The following is a 19,250-nucleotide window of genomic DNA, read 5'->3' on the forward strand; positions in this document are numbered from 1 at the left end:
GAGTGGTTTTAGAAGAATTTTTTTATGGGGAGAAAACGAGCATGTATAAAATATTAATTGTAGAAGATGATGAGAAAATCGCGGGAATATTAGAAGAGCATTTAGAAAGATATGGCTATCAATCATTTAGAGCAAGTGATTTACGTCAAATAAAAGATGAGTTTGTAAAAATAAATCCTCATCTTGTGTTACTTGATATTAATTTACCGTACTTTGACGGTTTTTATTGGTGTCGTCAAATTCGTACTGTATCGAATGCACCGATTATTTTTGTTTCTGCAAGAACAGGAGAAATGGACCAAGTAATGGCGATTGAAAATGGCGGCGATGATTATATTACGAAGCCATTCCATTTAGATATCGTAATGGCAAAGGTGAAGAGTGCGCTTCGCCGTGGTTACGGAGAGTATGCCTCTGCTGCTGAGAGTGATTGTTTAGGTGTAAATGGACTGTTGTTATTCCCGTCTCAGCATATTGTTGAGTGGCAAGGACAACAAACTGAACTGACAAAAAATGAGTTTTACTTATTAGAGTGTTTAATGAAACAGGTGAATCAATATGTAACGCGCGAAGAACTGTTAGAAGCTCTATGGGATGAAGTAGCATTTGTGGATGATAATACATTAACCGTAAATGTAAAACGTGTAAGGAAGAAACTAGAGGAGTTAGGCATTAAAAATGCAATTGTAACGAAACGTGGATATGGTTATGCGCTTCTTACGGAGTGGGGCGAAGGGCATGAAGGTTAAAAATTACCTCATGGACCGCTTTTCTTTAATTCTTTCTTACATTGTTAGCCTTTGTTTATTTGGGCTCGTTTTACAGTTGCAAAGTCTTTTAGAAAAGAAATCCATTGATTGGAGTACGTGGTTATATGGACTTTTATTAGGAACAGTTGTGTTTACTGTATACCTCATTTACGATTACCGAAAACGGAGTGTGTTTTTAAAGAGGATCGAAAAGTATGTTACTGGTGGAAATACATTACATGACTCTTTACTTATTGATGAATCTTATACATCAGAGCAAGAAATGGTCGTTGAATCTTTTACGTTATTAAGACAGCAATATATGAATGAAGTTCATAAACAGCATGCGAAAGAGCAACAGCAAATGATATTTATGAACCAATGGATTCACCAAATGAAAACACCAGTATCTGTTATTGAATTATTGCTGCAAAAGTTTGGCAAAGAGCATCGTGAGGCAAGAGCAACAGTTGAAAGTATTCGTGAAGAAAATAATCGTATACTAAATGGTTTAGATTTAGCGTTACATATGGCAAGGTTAGAGCAGTTTGCGAAAGATTATAAGGTAGAAGTAGTAAATGTTATAGATGTCGTGCGAGGTATTATTAATGAAAATCGGAAATCCTTCATTCAATCGTCTGTATTTCCGAAAGTGATGTTTGAAGAAGATACTTGTATGGTTGCCTCTGATAGAAAATGGCTAAGTATTGCTATAGGTCAAATTGTTGTAAACGCAATTAAGTATACAAAAATTTCAGCGGCAGAGAAAAAAGAAATTCAATTTCAAATTGAAGAGAAAGACCAAAAGGTGTTATTACATATTAAGGACAATGGAATCGGTATTCCAGAGCAAGATGTAAAGCGCATATTTGATCCATTCTTTACGGGGGTAAATGGCCGTAAAACGAGAGAAGCGACTGGAATGGGTTTATATATTACGAAGGAAATTTGCGATAATTTACATCATGGAATGTATGTCCAATCGGCTGAAGGAGAAGGGACAACATTCACGTTCCAATTTGCAAAAGATGAAGAATATCATACATTGATGAGAAAAATGACAAAACTGTAAGATAACAAAACGTTTTGTAAGGGAAATCACTCGTTTCTTTTTCTTATTTTTCTTATAGTAAATGTAAGAAGAAAACACGTAGGGGGGATTAGAAATGAGTGTTCTTGAAGTAAAAGGATTAACGAAGGTGTACCAATCAAAAGGTTCAGTAGCGACGACTGCTTTAAACGATATAAATTTTAAAATAGAAGAAGGCGAATTTGTAGGGATTATGGGTCCTTCAGGAAGCGGGAAAACGACGCTTTTAAATTTATTAGCAACAATTGATAAGCAAACTTCAGGTCATGTGCTTGTAAATGGTGAAGAAATTAATCAAATGCGTGCTGCAAAATTAGCGGAGTTTCGCCGTACACATTTAGGGTTCATCTTTCAAGATTTTAATTTACTTGATACGTTATCCATTAAAGAAAATATTATTTTACCACTTGTAATGGCGAAGAAATCTGTAAATGAAATCGATGCGAAAGTACTGGAAATTGCGAAGTTTTTAAACATCGAAGAAATTTTAAATAAAAAAGTATACGAAGTATCTGGGGGACAACAACAACGTGCAGCAGCAGCGAGAGCAATCATTCATGAACCGACGTTAATTTTAGCAGATGAGCCAACTGGAAATTTAGACTCGAAGTCAGCGAAATCGCTAATGGGCGCTCTGCAAGATTTACACGAGCAAAAGAAAGTAACGATTGCAATGGTTACGCACGATCCAGTAGCGGCTAGTTATTGTGAACGTATCCTGTTCATACGCGATGGGGAAATTTTCTCGGAAATACATAAAGGAAGAACGAAACAAGCCTTTTTCCAAGAAATTCTGGACGTACTTGCGATGCTAGGAGGAGAATATCATGAACTTTCGCCAGCTCGCGCTTAATAACGTAAAAGGAAATTGGCGTAACTATAAAGCGTTTCTTATAAGTAGTTGTTTATCGATTGTCGTATTTTTCATGTATGCTTCTTTTATTTATCATCCAGATGTCATAAGCGGTAATATTAGTATGAGAAAGATGATCACAAAAGGATTAGAATCGATGAATTATATTGTGGTCATCTTCTCGGCACTCTTTATTTTATATGCAAATTCAACGTTTTTACGAGCAAGAAAAAAAGAGTTTGGTTTACTAACATTAATAGGCGGAACGAAATCGCAGCTCGGCCGAATGATTATATTAGAGCAACTGATGTTAGGTAGTATTGCAATTGTAATTGGTATTGGGGTTGGAATGCTTTGTTCAAAATTATTTTTCCAAGCGTTAAGCGTATTATTGAAAATAGATAAGACACTTCCACTTGTTTGGAATAGTAAAGCAGTTCTTATTACAGCTGGCGTATACTTTATCCTATTTTTAATCCTATCATTGTTTAGTGTTTGGACAGTAGGACGCTTGCAAATTATTGATTTATTAAGAGAAGCTAGAAAGCAAAAAGTAGAGCCGTTTGCATTTACATGGTTATGTGTAGTTGGTATAGGATGTATTATTGCTGCATATGTACTTAGCTTCCAAGTAACGTTTCTGAATTTCCTCATCCTCTTTTTACCAGTGGTAGGACTGACAATTGGCGGAACGTATTTATTATTTACACAAGGTAGTACAGTTGTATTAAAAGCATTACAAAAAAGAAAGCAATCTTTCTATACGTATCCAAATATGTTTGTTCTTAGCAATCTTATTTATAAAATGAAAGATAATGCTCGTTTTCTATTTGTAATTTCTATTATTACGGCGGTAGTATCTTCAGCAGTAGGTACACTGTACGTATATTTTGAAAATATGAGTGCGAAAACGGTAGAACTTACACCACATGCTATTTCATATGAGGAAAAGGGGTTAAATACGCATAATCTTATTAATGAAGAAAAGGTACAGGAGCTTGTGAAGAGACACGGGTTTGAAGATGCGCGAAAAGTAACCTACGTTAAACTACCGGCAACACAGAAAATAACGTTGTTTAATAGTGAACATGAAGTACCGATGACGATTATTTCAGAAAAAGAATATAATGCAGAAGTGCGCAAACAAAAGAGAGAGCAACCTACAGAAGTTCATAATGCACCAGGTAGTGCAACGATGGTTATGGTTGATATGTCAAATGAACTGATGAAGATAGATCGTACGAAACCGTATGAATTTACAATTAACGGGCAAAAGCAGTCTGTTCAATTAAATAATCCAACGCAGTATTCTGTTTTTAATGATAGTGAATATCTTATTGTAAATGATCAAGATTTTGAGAAATATGAAAAACTCGTACCAGATGAAGAAAAGACGAAATATTACGGTTATTATATCGAGGATTGGAAAAATACAGAAAATCTTGTATTAGATTTGAAAAATGAAATTGCACCAGAAAAGCAAGGAGAATTGAGAAATTCAGTGTTTGCGTATAAGGATATAAGAGAAGGTGGAGCAATTACAATGTTCATCGGTTTCTTCGTAGCGGTACTATTCTTCTTCTTCGCTTGTAGTATGACATACTTTAAATGGTTTAACGATAAAGAACAAGATCGTATGCAATTTAAATCGTTAAAGAGAATCGGTATGACAGATAAAGAAATTCGCAAAATTGCGATTCGACAAATGGGAGTTATCTTCTTTATCCCAATTTTAATCGGTTCCATTCATAGTGGATTTGCTCTTCATACGTTAGGGAAAATGCTTTATATTGATTTATGGAAATCAGGTGCGCTTGTAATTGGAGCATACATTTTAGCTTCTGCCATTTACTTTATGATCGCGCAAAGAGGATATTTAAAACACGTAAAAAGCTAGGGGAACCTCTAGCTTTTTGCCTATGTAGTAAGTTACAGGAGGACGATAGATGAACATTTGGCAACTAGCGCTGCAAAATATAAAAGGGAATTGGCGTAATTATAAAGTGTTTTTCTTAAGTAGTTGTTTTGCAATATTTGCTTCTTACGCATATATGTCTGTCATTGTGCATCCGTATATGCAAGAGACGATGTGGTATCAAAACGTACGTTGGGGACTTATCATATGTAATGTTATAATCATTTCTTTTTTCGTCATATTTATTTTGTACTCTACTTCTATTTTCATAGAAGCACGTAAGAAAGAATTAGGGTTATATATGTTAATGGGAGCAACGAAATCTAACGTAATAGGAATGATTATGACCGAACAAATTTTAATCGGGGTCTTCGCGAATATTTTCGGTATTGTGCTCGGTATGATATTTTTAAAACTCTTTTTTATGGTATTTAGTATGTTACTGGGGCTTCCGAAAGAACTCCCTGTCATATTTGACGTAAGGGCGATTAGTGTAACATTTATTACATATATGGTCGTTTTTATTTTGTTATCTTTTATAAGTGCTTTACGTATATGGAATATAAAAATCATTCGGTTATTGAAAGAATTTCGAACAGATAAAAAAGAGAAGAAAACATCAAAGTGGCTTTGTTTATTCGGTTTTGCTTGTTTAGTGGGCGGGTATGCGTTGGCGCTACAAGTGACGATGACTACGATAGCAATATACTTTTTCCCTGTGTCTATACTTGTCTTTTTTGGAACGTACTTTTCTTTTACACATGGAGCTACCCAAGTGTTAGAAATGATAAAGCGAAATAAAAAGATTATGTATACATATCCGTATTTATTTATAGTGAATCAATTGTCACATCGAATGAAGGAAAATGGTCGCTTTTTCTTTCTGATGTCTATGGCAACGACGTTTGTAGTTACAGCAACAGGTACTGTGTTCTTATATTTTTCTAGCATGCAAGATATGTGGCGAACTGGAGGGGTACACTCGTTTTCGTACATAGAAAAAGGTATTTCTACTCATGAAGTCTTTGAGGAAGGTGCGGTTGAAAAATTACTGCATCAATATGAGTATGATGATTTTCAATATATGAGTTTTGTTGGAGTTTATGCATCCTTTCAGTCTAATAAGGGAGAAACAACAATAGTACCGCTTATAAAAGAAAGTGAATATAACCAAGAAGCAAGGAAACAAAAACAGAAAACGTATCGTCCTAAAAAAGGTACAGTGACACTCGTTTATTATAATAAATACAATAATTCGAATGTGTATAATCAAAAAGAGATTCAATTGCAAGTAATGAATCAACCATATCAATTCGTATTTAACGGTCAGAAAGAAGGGGTTCAATTTAACCATCACCCTTCGTACATTAATGGTCTGTTCTTCGTTATGAATGATGAAGATTTTGACAGTATAGCAAATCAGGTTCCTGATTCTGAAAAAATGATATATAGAGGCTACACATTATCAAATATCGAAAAGACGAAGAAATTAAATGAAGATTTACGGAGACATATAAAACAAGATAATAATAATGCATTTCGAAGCAATATGGAGTTGTATGTAAATATGAAAGAAGGCGGCGATATTACTCTATTTGTAGGCTCATTTATTAGTATATTATTCTTTCTCACTTCATGTAGTATCGTGTATTTTAAATGGTTCCATAATATTGCATCGGACCGAAAGCAGTATGGTGCACTCTCTAAACTTGGAATGACGAAGGAAGAAGTATGGAAAATTTCGCGTTGGCAATTATGTATGCTATTTTTTGCGCCAATTATAGTAGGGAGTATGCATAGTGCAGTTGCATTATATACGTTTCATAATACGCTTTTTATGGATGGATCATTAAGAAAAGTAGGTTTGTTCATTCTGTTTTATATCGCGGCATGTATCATTTATTTCTTCTTCGCTCAAAGAGAGTATAAGAAACATTTAGACTAGCGAATGCTAGTCTTTTTTAAATATTCGAAATTTACATAGAAGAATATAAAAAAGTATGGTATAACAGTAAGAAAACGAAAAAGAGGGGAAAAGACGATGATTCGAGTAGGATATTTAGGACCAGAAGCAACATTTACAAATATGGCGGTGAGTCGTTTTTTTCCGGAAGCAGAGCATGTACCGTATCGAACGATTCCAGATTGTATAGATGCAGCTGCAAATGAAAATGTAGACTTCGCAGTTGTACCGTTAGAAAATGCAATAGAAGGTTCAGTGAATATAACGGTTGATTACCTTGTACATGAGCAGCCGCTTTCCATTGTAGGAGAAATTACAGTACCAATTCAGCAGCATTTACTTGTACATCCGCAGTATGCAGAAGTGTGGGATGAAGTATATGCAGTGCATTCTCATCCGCATGCCATTGCACAGTGCCATAAATTTTTAAATGAAGAATTAAAAGGAGTAACTGTTCGAGATATGACATCTACAAGTGCTGCTGCACAATATGTGAAAGAACATCCTGAAGAGAAAATTGCCGCTATTGCAAATGAAGCGGCTGCAGAAAAATACGGATTAACAATTGTGAGACGTAGTATTCATACGCATAAAAATAATCACACACGTTTCTTAGTACTCCATAAGAAAAAGAAAGCAGTACTCCCGAATAACGGAGAGAACCGCGGAGAGAAAACGACGCTTATGATAACGTTACCTGCAGATTATGCAGGTGCCCTATATCAAGTGTTATCAGCTTTCGCATGGAGAAAATTAAACTTATCAAAAATCGAATCGCGTCCGATGAAAACAGGTCTTGGAAATTACTTTTTCTTAATCGATGTCGATAAAGCATACGATGACGTATTATTGCCAGGCGTAACGATGGAACTTGAAGCACTCGGTTTTTCTGTTACTGTGCTGGGGAGTTATTCTTCTTATTGGTTGTAAGATGTAGATGGAATGTTGGTATTTGTCTAATCGTCAATATCATTTCATTGCCTAATATATTTTTTAATAGATTAATAAAATCCCACCTGCAGAAGGTGGGATTCTTTATCCCGCTATTTGCCGGGCAGTAAGAGCCCCACCTCAAAATTCAGCGAAAGTGAAGAAGTTATGAGGGGATCGGGCTGATAATCAGTGGGGAATGAACAAAACCCCACTGATTAAAGTTTCACTTTATTTCAACTTCGCAAGACGATCTTCTAATTGACCACGCCAAATATCAGCTAGTTCTGGAACAGCAAGAATCTTCTCGATGCCATCTTTATCTTTTCTATTATGAAAATAAATTTCGTTAGAGAATAAAACAGAAACATTGCTTGATGGACGTTCTAGTAATGTAATTTTTGAATCTTTACGTACAGTACCTTCTTGAAGAACGCGGCATAGGTAGCCAGTAAATCCAGTTGCTACAATACGCGGCAGTATGCCAGGGATGCCAAGGCGTTTTGAAATTGTGCTACAAGGTACGCGCGCTTGTGTCACTTGAATAATCGCTTCACCTAATTTGTATGTATCTCCGATGCAAACATCATGCTCTAACATATTTGTTACGGTAATGTTTTCGCCAAATGCGGAAGCTGGAAGTGTTGTTTGAAATTCTTTTTCCCATAGTGCGTAATGCTCGTGTGAGTACACACAAACTGCGCGATCAGGTCCACCGTGGTGTTTTAAATCTGCTACATCATCACCAAGGAAGCCATCTTTTGATAGGAAAGCTTCTTCGGTAAGTTCTTTACATATACCGGTAATCATTTCTTTATCTTCGCTATATTTCATTTGTTTCGGTTTCCCAATGCTAAAGTGAACGAGTTCAATTCCCATATTTGATCTCCTTTACGATTGATTACAATATTATAGCATTAAAAAAGCACAGAGAATGATAAAAACTCTGTGCTTTACATTAATAAACGAGAAATCCTGCTTTATCTAAAGCTTCGCAAGCAGCATCTAACTTCTCTTTAGAATCTGCTTCAATTGTATGTAAGTGAATACCATCTGTTAGTTGCGATAGATAGGAAGCGTTTGTGTTTTCGATTTTTTGTAAATATTGCTCTACATCAAAGCGATTGCTTACCATAATGGATGCTGTTAAGTCACCGTATACAGGATGCTCAACTTTTACGTCTTTAATCGTAACGCCGTGGTCAACAAGCATTGTAAGTTCTTGACGTACTTCTGCTGGTTTGTGCTGGCATACGATTACGCGTTCAAAAGTTTGTTGTTTCTCTTGTGGCTTTAAATATAAATAGCCTTGAGCAGTTGCAATAATTGGTTCGTTTCGTGCTTTAAGCAAGGAAATATCTTGCACGATAACTTGTCTACTTACGTTCGTCTTTTTCGATAGTTCATTCCCCGATAACGGTTCATTTGCAGCAAGAAGCCACTGGAGGATAAGCTGTCGTCTTTCTTCACCTAAAATCTTTTTTTGTTCATTTTGTTTCATTATGATTTAACACCTCTATAAAATTGATTTCCAATTGTGTGTAGTGCATGAATAGTAGTATCAATTTGATCTTTCGTTGTTTGTTGTCCGAAAGAGAAGCGGACATATTGTTTTGCCTCTTCATACGTTTTTCCAATTGCAAGCATAGTTTTCGAAGGTTCTTGTTTACCGACTTGGCAAGCACTTCCGGTGGAAATGGCGATACCATGGCGATTACATTCTAGCATAGTATATTGACCTTCTATTCCTTTTATTGTAACCCCAACAATATGTGGTAAACAAGAAGTAGAATGACCTTCTACTTCAATTTCTAGCGGAAGTGTTTGTATTTGCTCTAAAAAGTAGGATCGTAACTCTTTAAAACGTAAACTTTCTTCCCATTGAGTTTTTAATATATTTTCAGCAGCTGTTAAAAAAGATGCGATGCCGGGAACGTTCACTGTACCTGGGCGAAATCCTTTTTCGTGAGAAGTTCCTGGAAATACTTGTTCCCAGCGAGTTTGCGGATTTATGTAGCAAGCGCCGACACCTTTTGGTCCGTATATTTTATGTGCTGAAACAGAAAGACTATCAATCCCCATCTCAAAAACATGGATAGGCAGTTTACCAAACGTTTGCACACAATCCGTATGAAATAAAACATTATATTTTTTTAAAAGTGCCCCGATTTCTGTAATGTTTTGAACGGTTCCGATTTCAGAGTTTCCATGCTGTATACTTGCTAGCACAGTATCTTCCGTAATAGCTGCCTCTAAATCTACTAAACAAATGAGTCCATTTTTATCAACAGGAATTTCAGTGATCGTATAGCCTTTTGATTTTAGGGATTGAAAATAACTTCGAATGGATGCATGTTCCATAGGTGTCGTAATAATATGCTTCTTATTTCGGGCATTTAGAAGTGATTGGATTGCAAGATAGTTCGATTCCGATCCACCACTTGTGAAAAATATTCCTTGTTCTTTTCCTCCAATCATTTCCGCAAATGTTTTTCGGCAAACTTGTAATAAAGAAGAAGCCGTTCCTCCAATATCATGTAAACTTTGTTCATTTCCGAAGTATTGCGATGCTGCTTTTATATATGTTTGTAACGCTTCCTCGCTCATAGGTGTAGTAGCTGCATAGTCAAGATATATCATCATGTAAGTTCCTCTCTCTAGTAAGAGTTACATTTCTTTTACTTTTTAAATGGTAGTGAAAATAAGAATTATAAAAAAACTCTTGTCATTATTTTAAAACTATGTAAATATAGGTGTCAAGACAGTTGAAAAGTGTAAAGTAGGAGGCAACAATTATGCCAAGCGCAGATGTCTTAATTATTGGAAGTGGCGTTGCGGCACTTCGTGTTGCAAAAGAGATTTGTCACGAAAAGAATGTGATTATTATCACAAAGGAGACGAAACGTAATAATAATACACATTTAGCTCAAGGTGGAATTGCCGCAGCGGTAGCTACATACGACAATCCTAATGATCATTTTGAAGATACGCTAGTAGCAGGGTGTCATTATAACAATGAAGAAGTGGTCCGTTATTTAGTCGAGGAAGGACCGAAAGAAATTAATAACCTTATTGAAAATGGAATGAAATTTGATGGAGATGAAACAGGTCCTCATCTTGGAAAAGAAGGAGCGCATCGAAAACGTCGTATTTTACATGCAGGTGGCGATGCAACAGGAAAGAATTTATTAGAGCATCTTATTCAAGAAGTAGCTCCATACGTTACGGTAGTGGAACAGGAAATGGTGCTCGATTTTATTATAGAAAAAGATAAATGTGTTGGGGCTTTAACTCGCAACAATAAAGGAGAATTGAAACGTTACAATGCAGATTATACGGTGTTAGCTTCAGGTGGTATTGGCGGTTTATACGCCTTTACTTCTAATGATGAGACGATTACAGGCGATGGACTTGCAATGGTGTACCGTGCAGGCGGAGAGCTTGTAGATTTAGAGTTTATACAATTTCATCCGACGATGTTATACGCGGGTGGGCGTTGTTCTGGTCTTGTGTCCGAAGCTGTTCGCGGAGAAGGAGCTGTCCTTATAAATGGAAAAGGGCAGCGTTTTATGATGGATATACATTCCGAACAGGATTTAGCGCCTCGTGATGTAGTCGCAAGGGCTATTCATGAACAGCTACTTGCGGGTGAAAAAGTGTACTTAAACATCGAAATGATTCAAAACTTTGAACAACGCTTTCCGACCGTGTCATCGATATGTAAAACAAATGGAGTCGATATAAATAAAAAACGTATTCCAGTCGTGCCTGGTACTCATTTTCACATGGGCGGCGTGAAAACGAACTGTGATGGAGAGACGTCTATTCCGAACTTATACGCAGTCGGTGAAGTAGCTTGTAACGGGGTTCATGGTGCAAATAGATTAGCGAGTAATTCATTATTAGAAGGTCTTGTGTTTGGAAAAAGAATCGGACGACACATTTTATCTAGAGAGACAAAAGAAAAGGTGAACATGCTAGCCGAAAAGGAAGCAAAGTTTATCGTTCTGAATCATTTACCGACGAAAGAAGAAATACAAAAATGCATGATGAAATATGTTGGGATTGTGCGAACAGAGCAAAGTTTATCTTATGCGAAGAGATGGCTTAGTAAGTATGGTGTTCGAAATATGATATTACAACATGATGTTCTTACGAATGAAGAGATAACGCTTATTAATATGTTAACGGTTTGTGAGCTTATAGTTGTGTCAGCCTTGCAAAGAGAAGAAAGTATTGGCGGGCATTACCGGAGTGATTATCCAGATAGAAATATAGGAAAGAAAGAGATTGTTCGAGTAAAGAGAAAACGACAACTTGTGTGATGAGGGGAAGAGGGGCTTTATGAACACGATAAAAGTTAAAGAAGCATTAAATCGATTTTTTTTAGAAGATATAGGGGAAAGAGATGTAACATCTCAGCTTATTTTTCCAGATAACTTGCTTTCGAAAGGAACGTTTCTTGCGAAGGATACAGGGGTCTTTGCAGGACGTTTAGTAATTGAATCAGGATTTAAATTAATTGATGAGAGAATTGAAGTAGAGCTTCATAAAAAAGATGGGGACCTTGTAGAAAAAGGCGAAATCATTGCAACTGTGCAAGGTCCAATTGCATCGTTATTAACAGCAGAGCGCGTTATATTAAATGTTATTCAGCGTATGAGCGGAATAGCGACGATGACGCGTAAAGCGGTTCTTGCTTTAGATAGCAGTCATACTCGCATTTGTGATACGCGAAAAACGATGCCAGGACTACGTATGTTTGATAAGCATGCAGTCGTGTGCGGCGGTGGATTTAATCATCGCTTCGGTTTATATGATGGTGTCATGATTAAAGACAATCATATTGCGTTTGCTGGTTCTATTACAAAAGCTGTTACATCAGTGAAAGAGAAGTTAGGACATATGGTGAAAGTAGAAGTCGAAACAGAAACTGAGGAACAGGTGAGAGAGGCTGTTGCTGCTGGTGCTGATATTATTATGTTCGATAATCGTACGCCAGATGAAATCCGGGAGTTTTCAAAAATTGTACCAAGCGCTATCGTTACAGAAGCTTCAGGGGGCATCACAATTGAAGATTTACCGAAATACGGAAAAACAGGGGTAGATTATATTTCACTTGGAGCGTTAACACATTCAGTGAAAGCACTTGATATTAGTTTCAATATTGAAGGATAAGGAAAGTGGCTTAGAGGGGAGAAACGTATATGAGTATTTTAGAACAAGTACAGCCAATTGAAACGATGTTACCAGAGCGTTATTACACGATGTCAACGGAAGATATGGAAAAGCGTGTTCGTGAAATTAAAGAGAAAATGGGGAAAATGTTATTCATTCCAGGGCATCATTATCAAAAAGATGAAGTGGTACAATTTTCAGATGCAGCAGGGGATTCACTTCAGCTTGCGCAAGTTGCAGCGAGCAATAAAGACGCAAAATATATTGTGTTTTGCGGGGTGCACTTTATGGCGGAAACAGCAGATATGTTAACGACAGATGATCAAGTTGTCATCTTACCAGATATGCGTGCAGGTTGTTCGATGGCGGATATGGCAGATATTGAACAAACAGAAAGAGCATGGAAAGAGCTCACGAAATTATTTGGAGATACGATGATTCCGTTAACATATGTGAACTCTACAGCTGCAATTAAAGCGTTTTGTGGTCGTAACGGAGGAGCAACAGTAACATCTTCTAATGCAAAGCAAATGGTATCTTGGGCGTTTACTCAAAAAGAACGTCTTGTCTTTTTACCAGACCAACATTTAGGGAGAAATACAGCGTACGATTTAGGTATCCCGTTAGATAAAATGGCAGTATGGGACCCACACACAGATTCATTAGAGTACGATGGGGATATAGAAGAAATTCAAGTGATTTTATGGAAAGGGCATTGTTCTGTTCATCAAAATTTTACAGTGAAGAACATTGAGAGCATACGAAAAAATCATCCTGATATGAATATTATTGTACATCCAGAATGTTGCTATGAAGTTGTAGCTGCTTCAGATTATGCAGGCTCAACGAAATATATTATTGATATGATTGAATCAGCGCCATCTGGTAGCAAATGGGCGATTGGTACAGAAATGAATTTAGTGAACCGAATTATTCAGCAACATCCAGATAAAGAAATTGTTTCACTTAATCCATTTATGTGTCCGTGCTTAACGATGAACCGAATTGATCTGCCTCACTTATTATGGGCACTTGAAACGATAGAAAGAGGAGAAGAAATTAACGTTATTAGCGTAGATAAACAAGTAACGACAGAAGCGGTTTTTGCATTAAATCGTATGTTAGAGCGTGTGTAAAGCAACGGTATTCCCGTTGCTTTTTTTCATACATATAATCATAACGAGAACGAAATGGGCATACATTGTTTTGAAGAAATCATTGTGGTTCTTTATGCTTATTCCGCTTCGAATGATATTGAAAATCGAAGAAGTGATAAAAGTGAAAAGAAGTTAATGTTATTTAGAAAGAGTTACTTCATGAGATTTGTTACTTATAGATAAGTTATACAGGAGGGGGAAAATTTGAAAATTCATATCGTGCAAAAAGGGGATACCCTTTGGAAAATTGCGAAAAAGTACGGAGTGGATTTTGACACGTTGAAAAAAACAAATACACAACTTAGTAATCCAGATTTAATTATGCCAGGTATGAAAATTAAAGTGCCATCCAAGAGTGTTCACATGAAACAACAGGCTGGAGCAGGTTCAGCGCCTCCAAAGCAATACGTAAAAGAAGTGCAGCAAAAAGAATTTGCAGCAACACCAACTCCGCTTGGAATAGAAGATGAAGAAGAAGTTACGTATCAATCAGCACCAATTACACAGCAGCCAGCTATGCAACAAACACAAAAAGAAGTGCAAGTAAAACCGCAGAAGGAGATGCAGGTAAAGCCGCAAAAAGAAGTACAGGTGAAACCACAGAAGGAGATGCAGGTAAAGCCACAAAAAGAAGTACAGGTGAAACCGCAAAAAGAGGTGCAAAAAGAACAGCCAATTCAAAAAGAAAAACCAGTTGAAAAACCGTCTGTTATTCAAAAACCACCTGTGATAGAAAAACAAAAACCGGCGGAAAAAGAAAACACGAAGTTTTCGGTAAATGTATTACCGCAGCCGCCACAACCACCAATAAAACCGAAAAAAGAATATAAAATTTCAGATGTAATAAAAAAAGGAAGCGAGTTAATTGCTCCTCAAATTAGTAAAATGAAACCTAACAATATCATTTCTCCGCAAACGAAAAAAAACAATATAGTATCGCCGCAAGTAAAGAAAGAAAATGTAGGGAATATAATATCGCCGCAAGTGAAGAAAGAAAATGTAGGGAATATAGTATCGCCGCAAGTGAAGAAAGAAAATGTAGGGAATATAGTATCGCCACAAGTGAAGAAAGAAAATGTAGGGAATATAGTATCGCCACAAGTGAAGAAAGAAAATGTAGGAAATATAGTATCGCCTCAGGTGAAGAAAGAAAATATAGGGAATATAGTGTCACCACAAGTGAAGAAAGAGAATGTAGGGAATATAGTGTCACCACAAGTGAAGAAAGAGAATGTAGGGAATATAGTATCGCCAAATGTATCGAAAGAAAATGTAGTTATTCCACAAGTCATACCGCCAAATATTCAAATGCCAAATATTCAAATGCCAATTATGGATAACAACCAGCCACCGAATATAATGCCAATTATGGATAACAACCAGCCACCGAATATAATGCCAATTATGGATAACAACCAGCCACCGAATATAATGCCAATTATGGATAACAACCAGCCGCCGAATATAATGCCGATTATGGATAACAACCAGCCACCGAATATAATGCCAATTATGGATAACAACCAGCCGCCGAATATAATGCCGATCATGGATAACAATCAAATGCCGAATATGATGCCAATCATGGATAACAATCAAATGCCGAATATGATGCCAATCATGGATAACAATCAAATGCCGAATATGATGCCAATCATGGATAACAATCAAATGCCGAATATAATGCCAATTATGGATAACAATCAAATGCCGAATATAATGCCAATTATGGATAACAATCAAATGCCGAATATGATGCCAATCATGGATAACAATCAACCTCCCAATATGATGCCCTATCAAATGCCGTATCAACAGCCCATGATGCCGCCGAATCCGTATTATCAACAACCAAATCCATATCAAATGCCATATCAGCAAGGAGCGCCGTTTGGACCGCAATATACGTCTATGCCAAACCCGAATATGATGCCAATGGATAATAATATGCCGCCGCTTGTGCAGGGTGAGGAAGATTGTGGATGCGGAGGAGAAAGTAGACTATATAGTCCACAACCAGGCGGTCCGCAATATGCGAATCCTTTATATTATCAACCAACTCAGTCTGCATATGCACCACAGCCAGGAACGATGTATTATCAACCAGATCCACCGAATGTATTTGGAGAGCCCGTTTCAGAAGAAGAGGACGAAGAAGAAGTTTAAAAAGGCGGGAGTATTCCCGCCTTTTTTGCATTCCTGTTAAGTAAGAAAATGAAGTTTTTTTATGAAGTGCTAGAAAATTCCTAGTGAAATATTAACAGTGTAAAAACCTTCTCGGTTACTCATCATAAGAGGGAGCTTTTCAGTAGAGAAGCTCATTCTAACAGAGGGGGTTTTTGTATTGAATACGAAAGTAAAAGTGATTGCTGCTTCTTTGTTAGTTACCAGTGCATTAGCTGCATGTGGTACACCGAAAGATAACAATGCAATGGATGGACGTAACTACAATTACGAGCGTACATCTTATAATGATACACACCAGTATCGTGATAATGTGACACGTAATGATCGTTATACAGATTATGTAACATATAGAAATGGTCGTAACGATACAGGATACAATTATTATCGAGATGTAAATTACAATGGACAAATTGCTAATCCGCATCCAACTCGTAATATTACAATGAACAATTCATACATTAACAATGATGGTAAAACAGCTGAAAGAATAACAAATCGTGTGAAACGTATGAATAACGTAGACCGTGTGTCTACAGTTGTATATGGAAACGATGTAGCGATTGCGGTAAAACCACGTAACACAGTGACAAATGAAACGGCGATGGCGAACGAAATTCGTCAAGCGGTTTCAAATGAAGTTGGAAACAGAAACGTATATGTTTCTGTAAGAAATGATATGTTTACTCGTGTCGATGCAATGAGTACGCGTCTACGTAACGGTACAGTTACAAACGATTTTAATCGTGACATAGTGAATATGTTCCGAGACATTCGTTACGGTTTAACTGGTACAGTGCGATAACAAAACAAAAGAGGAAGGGATAGCCCTTCCTCTTTATTCATCGTTGTCTTGTAAGCGACGTTTTTTAATAAAATAACTAACGGAATAAGAAACTAAAAAGCATATGAAAAGAATACTACCTGTTAAAATAGCTTCAAACAGTGGTCTTTCTGGACTGAAAATAATATAAATAATAGCCATAACGATTCCTACAATAAGGGAGCGGAAGACAAGTTTATAATAAGGAGTTAACTTTATTTCCTTTTTACTTTCTTCTACATCGATTGAAACACTTAACTGTAAATAACTAAGGACGATACTTGTAAGAATAAATAATAGCCATAATGGAGATTTCGTAATTTGATCCATTCCTTCAGTGAATCCGATGTAGCTTAAAATTCCAATTATACCAAGTGACTGAAAAAGAAAGGCGATACGCACGTTTTTTAATGTTTGCAGAATGAGACGTTCATCCTTTATTTTTTTCATAATATCCATCTCCTGTTTTATGATGATTTCGCTGTTATATTAATTGTAACATATATGTTGCAATTATCAATTTATAATTGACATATCGTTCGTTCGGATAACAGAGGAAATAAAATATTTTTATAAACATGTTGCATTTATACTTTATTAATGTTATATTAGCAAAGCGATGAGCTAATTTACGTAAGACGAGAGATATGCTTAAGTGCTAAACACGCGAATGTGGTCGCCTGGTCTCTCGCCGTAAACGCATCAAGACGCCTGCTTTGCAGGCGTCTTTCATTTTATATAAAAGTAAATGATACATACAGATGAGGTAAATCCTTATCTGTATTTTTTTATTTTTCGAAAGAAATGAAATGTGGATAAAACCCCCATTTCCGGAAAAACTACTAATGAAAGTTTGATTTTGCCTAAAAGAGGTGAACGGAAATGAAATGGATACTGATTGCGATGCAAGCTTTCGTTATGATGTTTTGTTTCGTTTATGAAACGAATGTGAAGGCGGAAGGGCCAGTACCAGAAGTAACGAAAAAAGAACCTGAGGTTACAATTTTATTAGAGCGTATGTATGTTGATGGCGAAGTAAGCGAAGAAATACTTACAGAAAAAGTGACGGATTTAGAAAAGTTTTTACAGCAGTATAAAGAATGGCAGCTCGTTGATCGTGATGATGTACAAATTGTATTGCAAAAGAAAGTTGATGATATTTCTCCGTTATTGAAAACGAGCGGGTATTTTGGTGTTTCAGAGGAAGGGATATTACAAATTTTCAAAGGTGTACCGAAAAGTGATAATGCGATCCATTCTTTCTTTCAAATTGATATGAAAAAGCTTGAGAGCTATGAGCGTGCGAAATTGAAACGTGGCATTCGTATTAAATCAAAAGAAGGTTTTGTGAAGACGATTGAAAAAATGAAGCAATACGCAGTTCAAAGTAAGAAAAAAAGCAGCTCATGGTGAGCTGCTTTTTTTCTTATTTGTTTTTAGCTAAAATTTCTTTTGCGATTTCATCAATTAGCATATCTTTTCCGATTGGATTGAATGCTTTCGTATTGAAGACTTCATTTGATACTTCATATACGTGATTATTTTTAACTGCTTTATTGTCTTTCCAAACGGCACTGTTTTTGTAGTCTTCGTAAACTTTATCAGCTTCGCCGCCGAAGTTTACAATAAACATTTGGTCAGGCTGGAATGCAACTAGACCTTCTAGTGATACTTGCGCCATCGTTTGTTTTAAATCCGTACCTTTTGTTGCTGGAAGTTTTAAGTCATTAAAGATGATGTCACCGTATCCGAAGCTACCGTATACACGGAAGTTTTGTGGTGTAACTGCAACGAACATAAAGTTCTCATCTTTTGTTTTCTCTTTAATTTTTTTAGATAAAGAGTCTGCTTTTTTATCGTAGTCTGCAATCCATTTGTCTGCTTTCTTCTCTTCGTCAAATAGCTTACCTACTTCTTTAAACTTACCACGCCAGTCTTCTAAGTTTGTTTCTAGAACAACTGTAGGTGCAACCTTTTCTAGTTGATCATAAATTTTTAATTGACGGTTGTTTAAAATAATTAAGTCTGGTTTTAAAGCAGTAACAGCTTCTAAATCAACTTTAGGTGCCCAGTACCAACCTACTGCTTTTACTCCATCTAACTTGTCTGTTAAGTGATTTTGGATTTTATCTTTATATGTATTTGCTGTACCAACAGGTTTGTGTCCAAGAAGTAATAGTTCTTCTGTTGATCCAGATAAGTCAACAATTCTCTTTGGATTTACTGGAATTGTAGCTTCACCTTTAGCATGTTTTACAACTTTTGTTTTCGGTTGTTCTTTTGCCTTCGATTCTTCTTTTTGAGAAGAACAGCCAACGATAGAAAGAACAACGAGCATAATAGTAAATAAAATAAATAGCTTACGTTTCATCCTGATGTAACCCCTTTAATTAGTATTGATAATCATT

The 19,250-nt window shown here is 36.3% G+C and carries 16 protein-coding genes and 1 pseudogene; 12 read left to right on the plus strand and 5 right to left on the minus strand.

The annotated features are described in order from the left end of the window. Nucleotides 1–41 precede the first annotated feature (41 nt). The 6 genes from M1D66_RS05245 (at nucleotide 42) to pheA (ending at nucleotide 7,500) form a co-directional block, all read left to right on the plus strand. A complete protein-coding gene (locus M1D66_RS05245) occupies nucleotides 42–749 on the plus strand; it encodes a response regulator transcription factor (RefSeq protein ID WP_012593337.1) in 708 nt (235 codons plus the stop codon). Next, a complete protein-coding gene (locus M1D66_RS05250) occupies nucleotides 739–1,821 on the plus strand; it encodes a HAMP domain-containing histidine kinase (protein ID WP_000865400.1) in 1,083 nt (360 codons plus the stop codon). Before M1D66_RS05245 ends, M1D66_RS05250 begins: the two co-directional genes overlap by 11 nt. A 94-nt stretch (nucleotides 1,822–1,915) precedes the next feature. After that, nucleotides 1,916–2,692, plus strand: coding sequence for an ABC transporter ATP-binding protein (locus M1D66_RS05255; RefSeq protein ID WP_000114529.1), 777 nt, complete (start codon nucleotides 1,916–1,918; stop codon nucleotides 2,690–2,692). After that, on the plus strand, nucleotides 2,667–4,589 hold the full coding sequence (locus M1D66_RS05260; RefSeq protein WP_001011367.1) for an ABC transporter permease: 1,923 nt from the start codon (nucleotides 2,667–2,669) through the stop codon (nucleotides 4,587–4,589). The genes M1D66_RS05255 and M1D66_RS05260 overlap by 26 nt, the downstream gene beginning before the upstream one ends. A gap of 49 nt (nucleotides 4,590–4,638) precedes the next feature. Beyond that, complete coding sequence (locus tag M1D66_RS05265) at nucleotides 4,639–6,552, plus strand: ABC transporter permease (protein ID WP_001028680.1); 1,914 nt, start codon at nucleotides 4,639–4,641, stop codon at nucleotides 6,550–6,552. A 96-nt stretch (nucleotides 6,553–6,648) separates the two neighbouring features. Further along, nucleotides 6,649–7,500: a prephenate dehydratase gene (gene pheA / locus M1D66_RS05270; RefSeq protein WP_000621701.1), complete on the plus strand. Its 852-nt coding sequence runs from the start codon at nucleotides 6,649–6,651 to the stop codon at nucleotides 7,498–7,500. Between the two features lie 231 nt (nucleotides 7,501–7,731). On the opposite strand, the gene M1D66_RS05275 is transcribed toward pheA, so the two are convergent. The 3 genes from M1D66_RS05275 to M1D66_RS05285 all read right to left on the minus strand — a co-directional run bounded on the left by M1D66_RS05275 (nucleotide 7,732) and on the right by M1D66_RS05285 (nucleotide 10,143). Then, nucleotides 7,732–8,379, minus strand: a complete 648-nt coding sequence (locus M1D66_RS05275) for an MOSC domain-containing protein (RefSeq protein WP_000510698.1) — start codon at nucleotides 8,377–8,379, stop codon at nucleotides 7,732–7,734. Nucleotides 8,380–8,458: 79 nt separating this feature from the next. Next, entirely contained in the window at nucleotides 8,459–9,001 is a 543-nt protein-coding gene (locus tag M1D66_RS05280; RefSeq protein WP_000812275.1) for a transcription repressor NadR, read from the minus strand. Beyond that, a complete protein-coding gene (locus tag M1D66_RS05285; protein WP_000973755.1) occupies nucleotides 9,001–10,143 on the minus strand; it encodes an IscS subfamily cysteine desulfurase in 1,143 nt (380 codons plus the stop codon). Before M1D66_RS05285 ends, M1D66_RS05280 begins: the two co-directional genes overlap by 1 nt. Nucleotides 10,144–10,295: 152 nt before the next feature. Between M1D66_RS05285 and nadB the strand changes: the two genes are divergently transcribed. The 5 genes and pseudogenes from nadB to M1D66_RS05310 all read left to right on the plus strand — a co-directional run bounded on the left by nadB (nucleotide 10,296) and on the right by M1D66_RS05310 (nucleotide 16,824). Continuing rightward, nucleotides 10,296–11,825, plus strand: coding sequence for an L-aspartate oxidase (gene nadB / locus M1D66_RS05290; protein ID WP_001138532.1), 1,530 nt, complete (start codon nucleotides 10,296–10,298; stop codon nucleotides 11,823–11,825). A 19-nt stretch (nucleotides 11,826–11,844) separates the two neighbouring features. Next, nucleotides 11,845–12,678 carry a carboxylating nicotinate-nucleotide diphosphorylase gene (nadC, locus tag M1D66_RS05295; RefSeq protein WP_001092227.1) on the plus strand — a complete coding sequence of 278 codons (834 nt, stop codon included), beginning with the start codon at nucleotides 11,845–11,847 and terminating at the stop codon, nucleotides 12,676–12,678. 29 nt (nucleotides 12,679–12,707) lie between these two features. After that, nucleotides 12,708–13,814, plus strand: coding sequence for a quinolinate synthase NadA (nadA, locus tag M1D66_RS05300; protein ID WP_000025338.1), 1,107 nt, complete (start codon nucleotides 12,708–12,710; stop codon nucleotides 13,812–13,814). Between the two features lie 225 nt (nucleotides 13,815–14,039). Continuing rightward, a pseudogene (gene safA / locus M1D66_RS05305) lies at nucleotides 14,040–14,196 on the plus strand (SafA/ExsA family spore coat assembly protein); the annotation flags it as partial. Between the two features lie 1,983 nt (nucleotides 14,197–16,179). Continuing rightward, nucleotides 16,180–16,824, plus strand: a complete 645-nt coding sequence (locus M1D66_RS05310; RefSeq protein WP_001093537.1) for a YhcN/YlaJ family sporulation lipoprotein — start codon at nucleotides 16,180–16,182, stop codon at nucleotides 16,822–16,824. Between the two features lie 33 nt (nucleotides 16,825–16,857). Here M1D66_RS05310 and M1D66_RS05315 read toward each other — a convergent pair whose 3' ends face one another. Beyond that, nucleotides 16,858–17,292 carry a branched-chain amino acid ABC transporter substrate-binding protein gene (locus tag M1D66_RS05315; RefSeq protein ID WP_212125566.1) on the minus strand — a complete coding sequence of 145 codons (435 nt, stop codon included), beginning with the start codon at nucleotides 17,290–17,292 and terminating at the stop codon, nucleotides 16,858–16,860. A gap of 432 nt (nucleotides 17,293–17,724) precedes the next feature. Here M1D66_RS05315 and M1D66_RS05320 point away from each other — a divergent pair, with 432 nt between their 5' ends. Further along, nucleotides 17,725–18,255: a BofC C-terminal domain-containing protein gene (locus M1D66_RS05320; protein ID WP_000871175.1), complete on the plus strand. Its 531-nt coding sequence runs from the start codon at nucleotides 17,725–17,727 to the stop codon at nucleotides 18,253–18,255. 13 nt (nucleotides 18,256–18,268) lie between these two features. Here M1D66_RS05320 and M1D66_RS05325 read toward each other — a convergent pair whose 3' ends face one another. Next, nucleotides 18,269–19,213 carry an iron-hydroxamate ABC transporter substrate-binding protein gene (locus M1D66_RS05325; protein WP_000823606.1) on the minus strand — a complete coding sequence of 315 codons (945 nt, stop codon included), beginning with the start codon at nucleotides 19,211–19,213 and terminating at the stop codon, nucleotides 18,269–18,271. Between the last annotated feature and the right edge of the window lie 37 nt (nucleotides 19,214–19,250).

The sequence above is a fragment of the Bacillus sp. PK6-16 genome, from assembly GCF_056530295.1.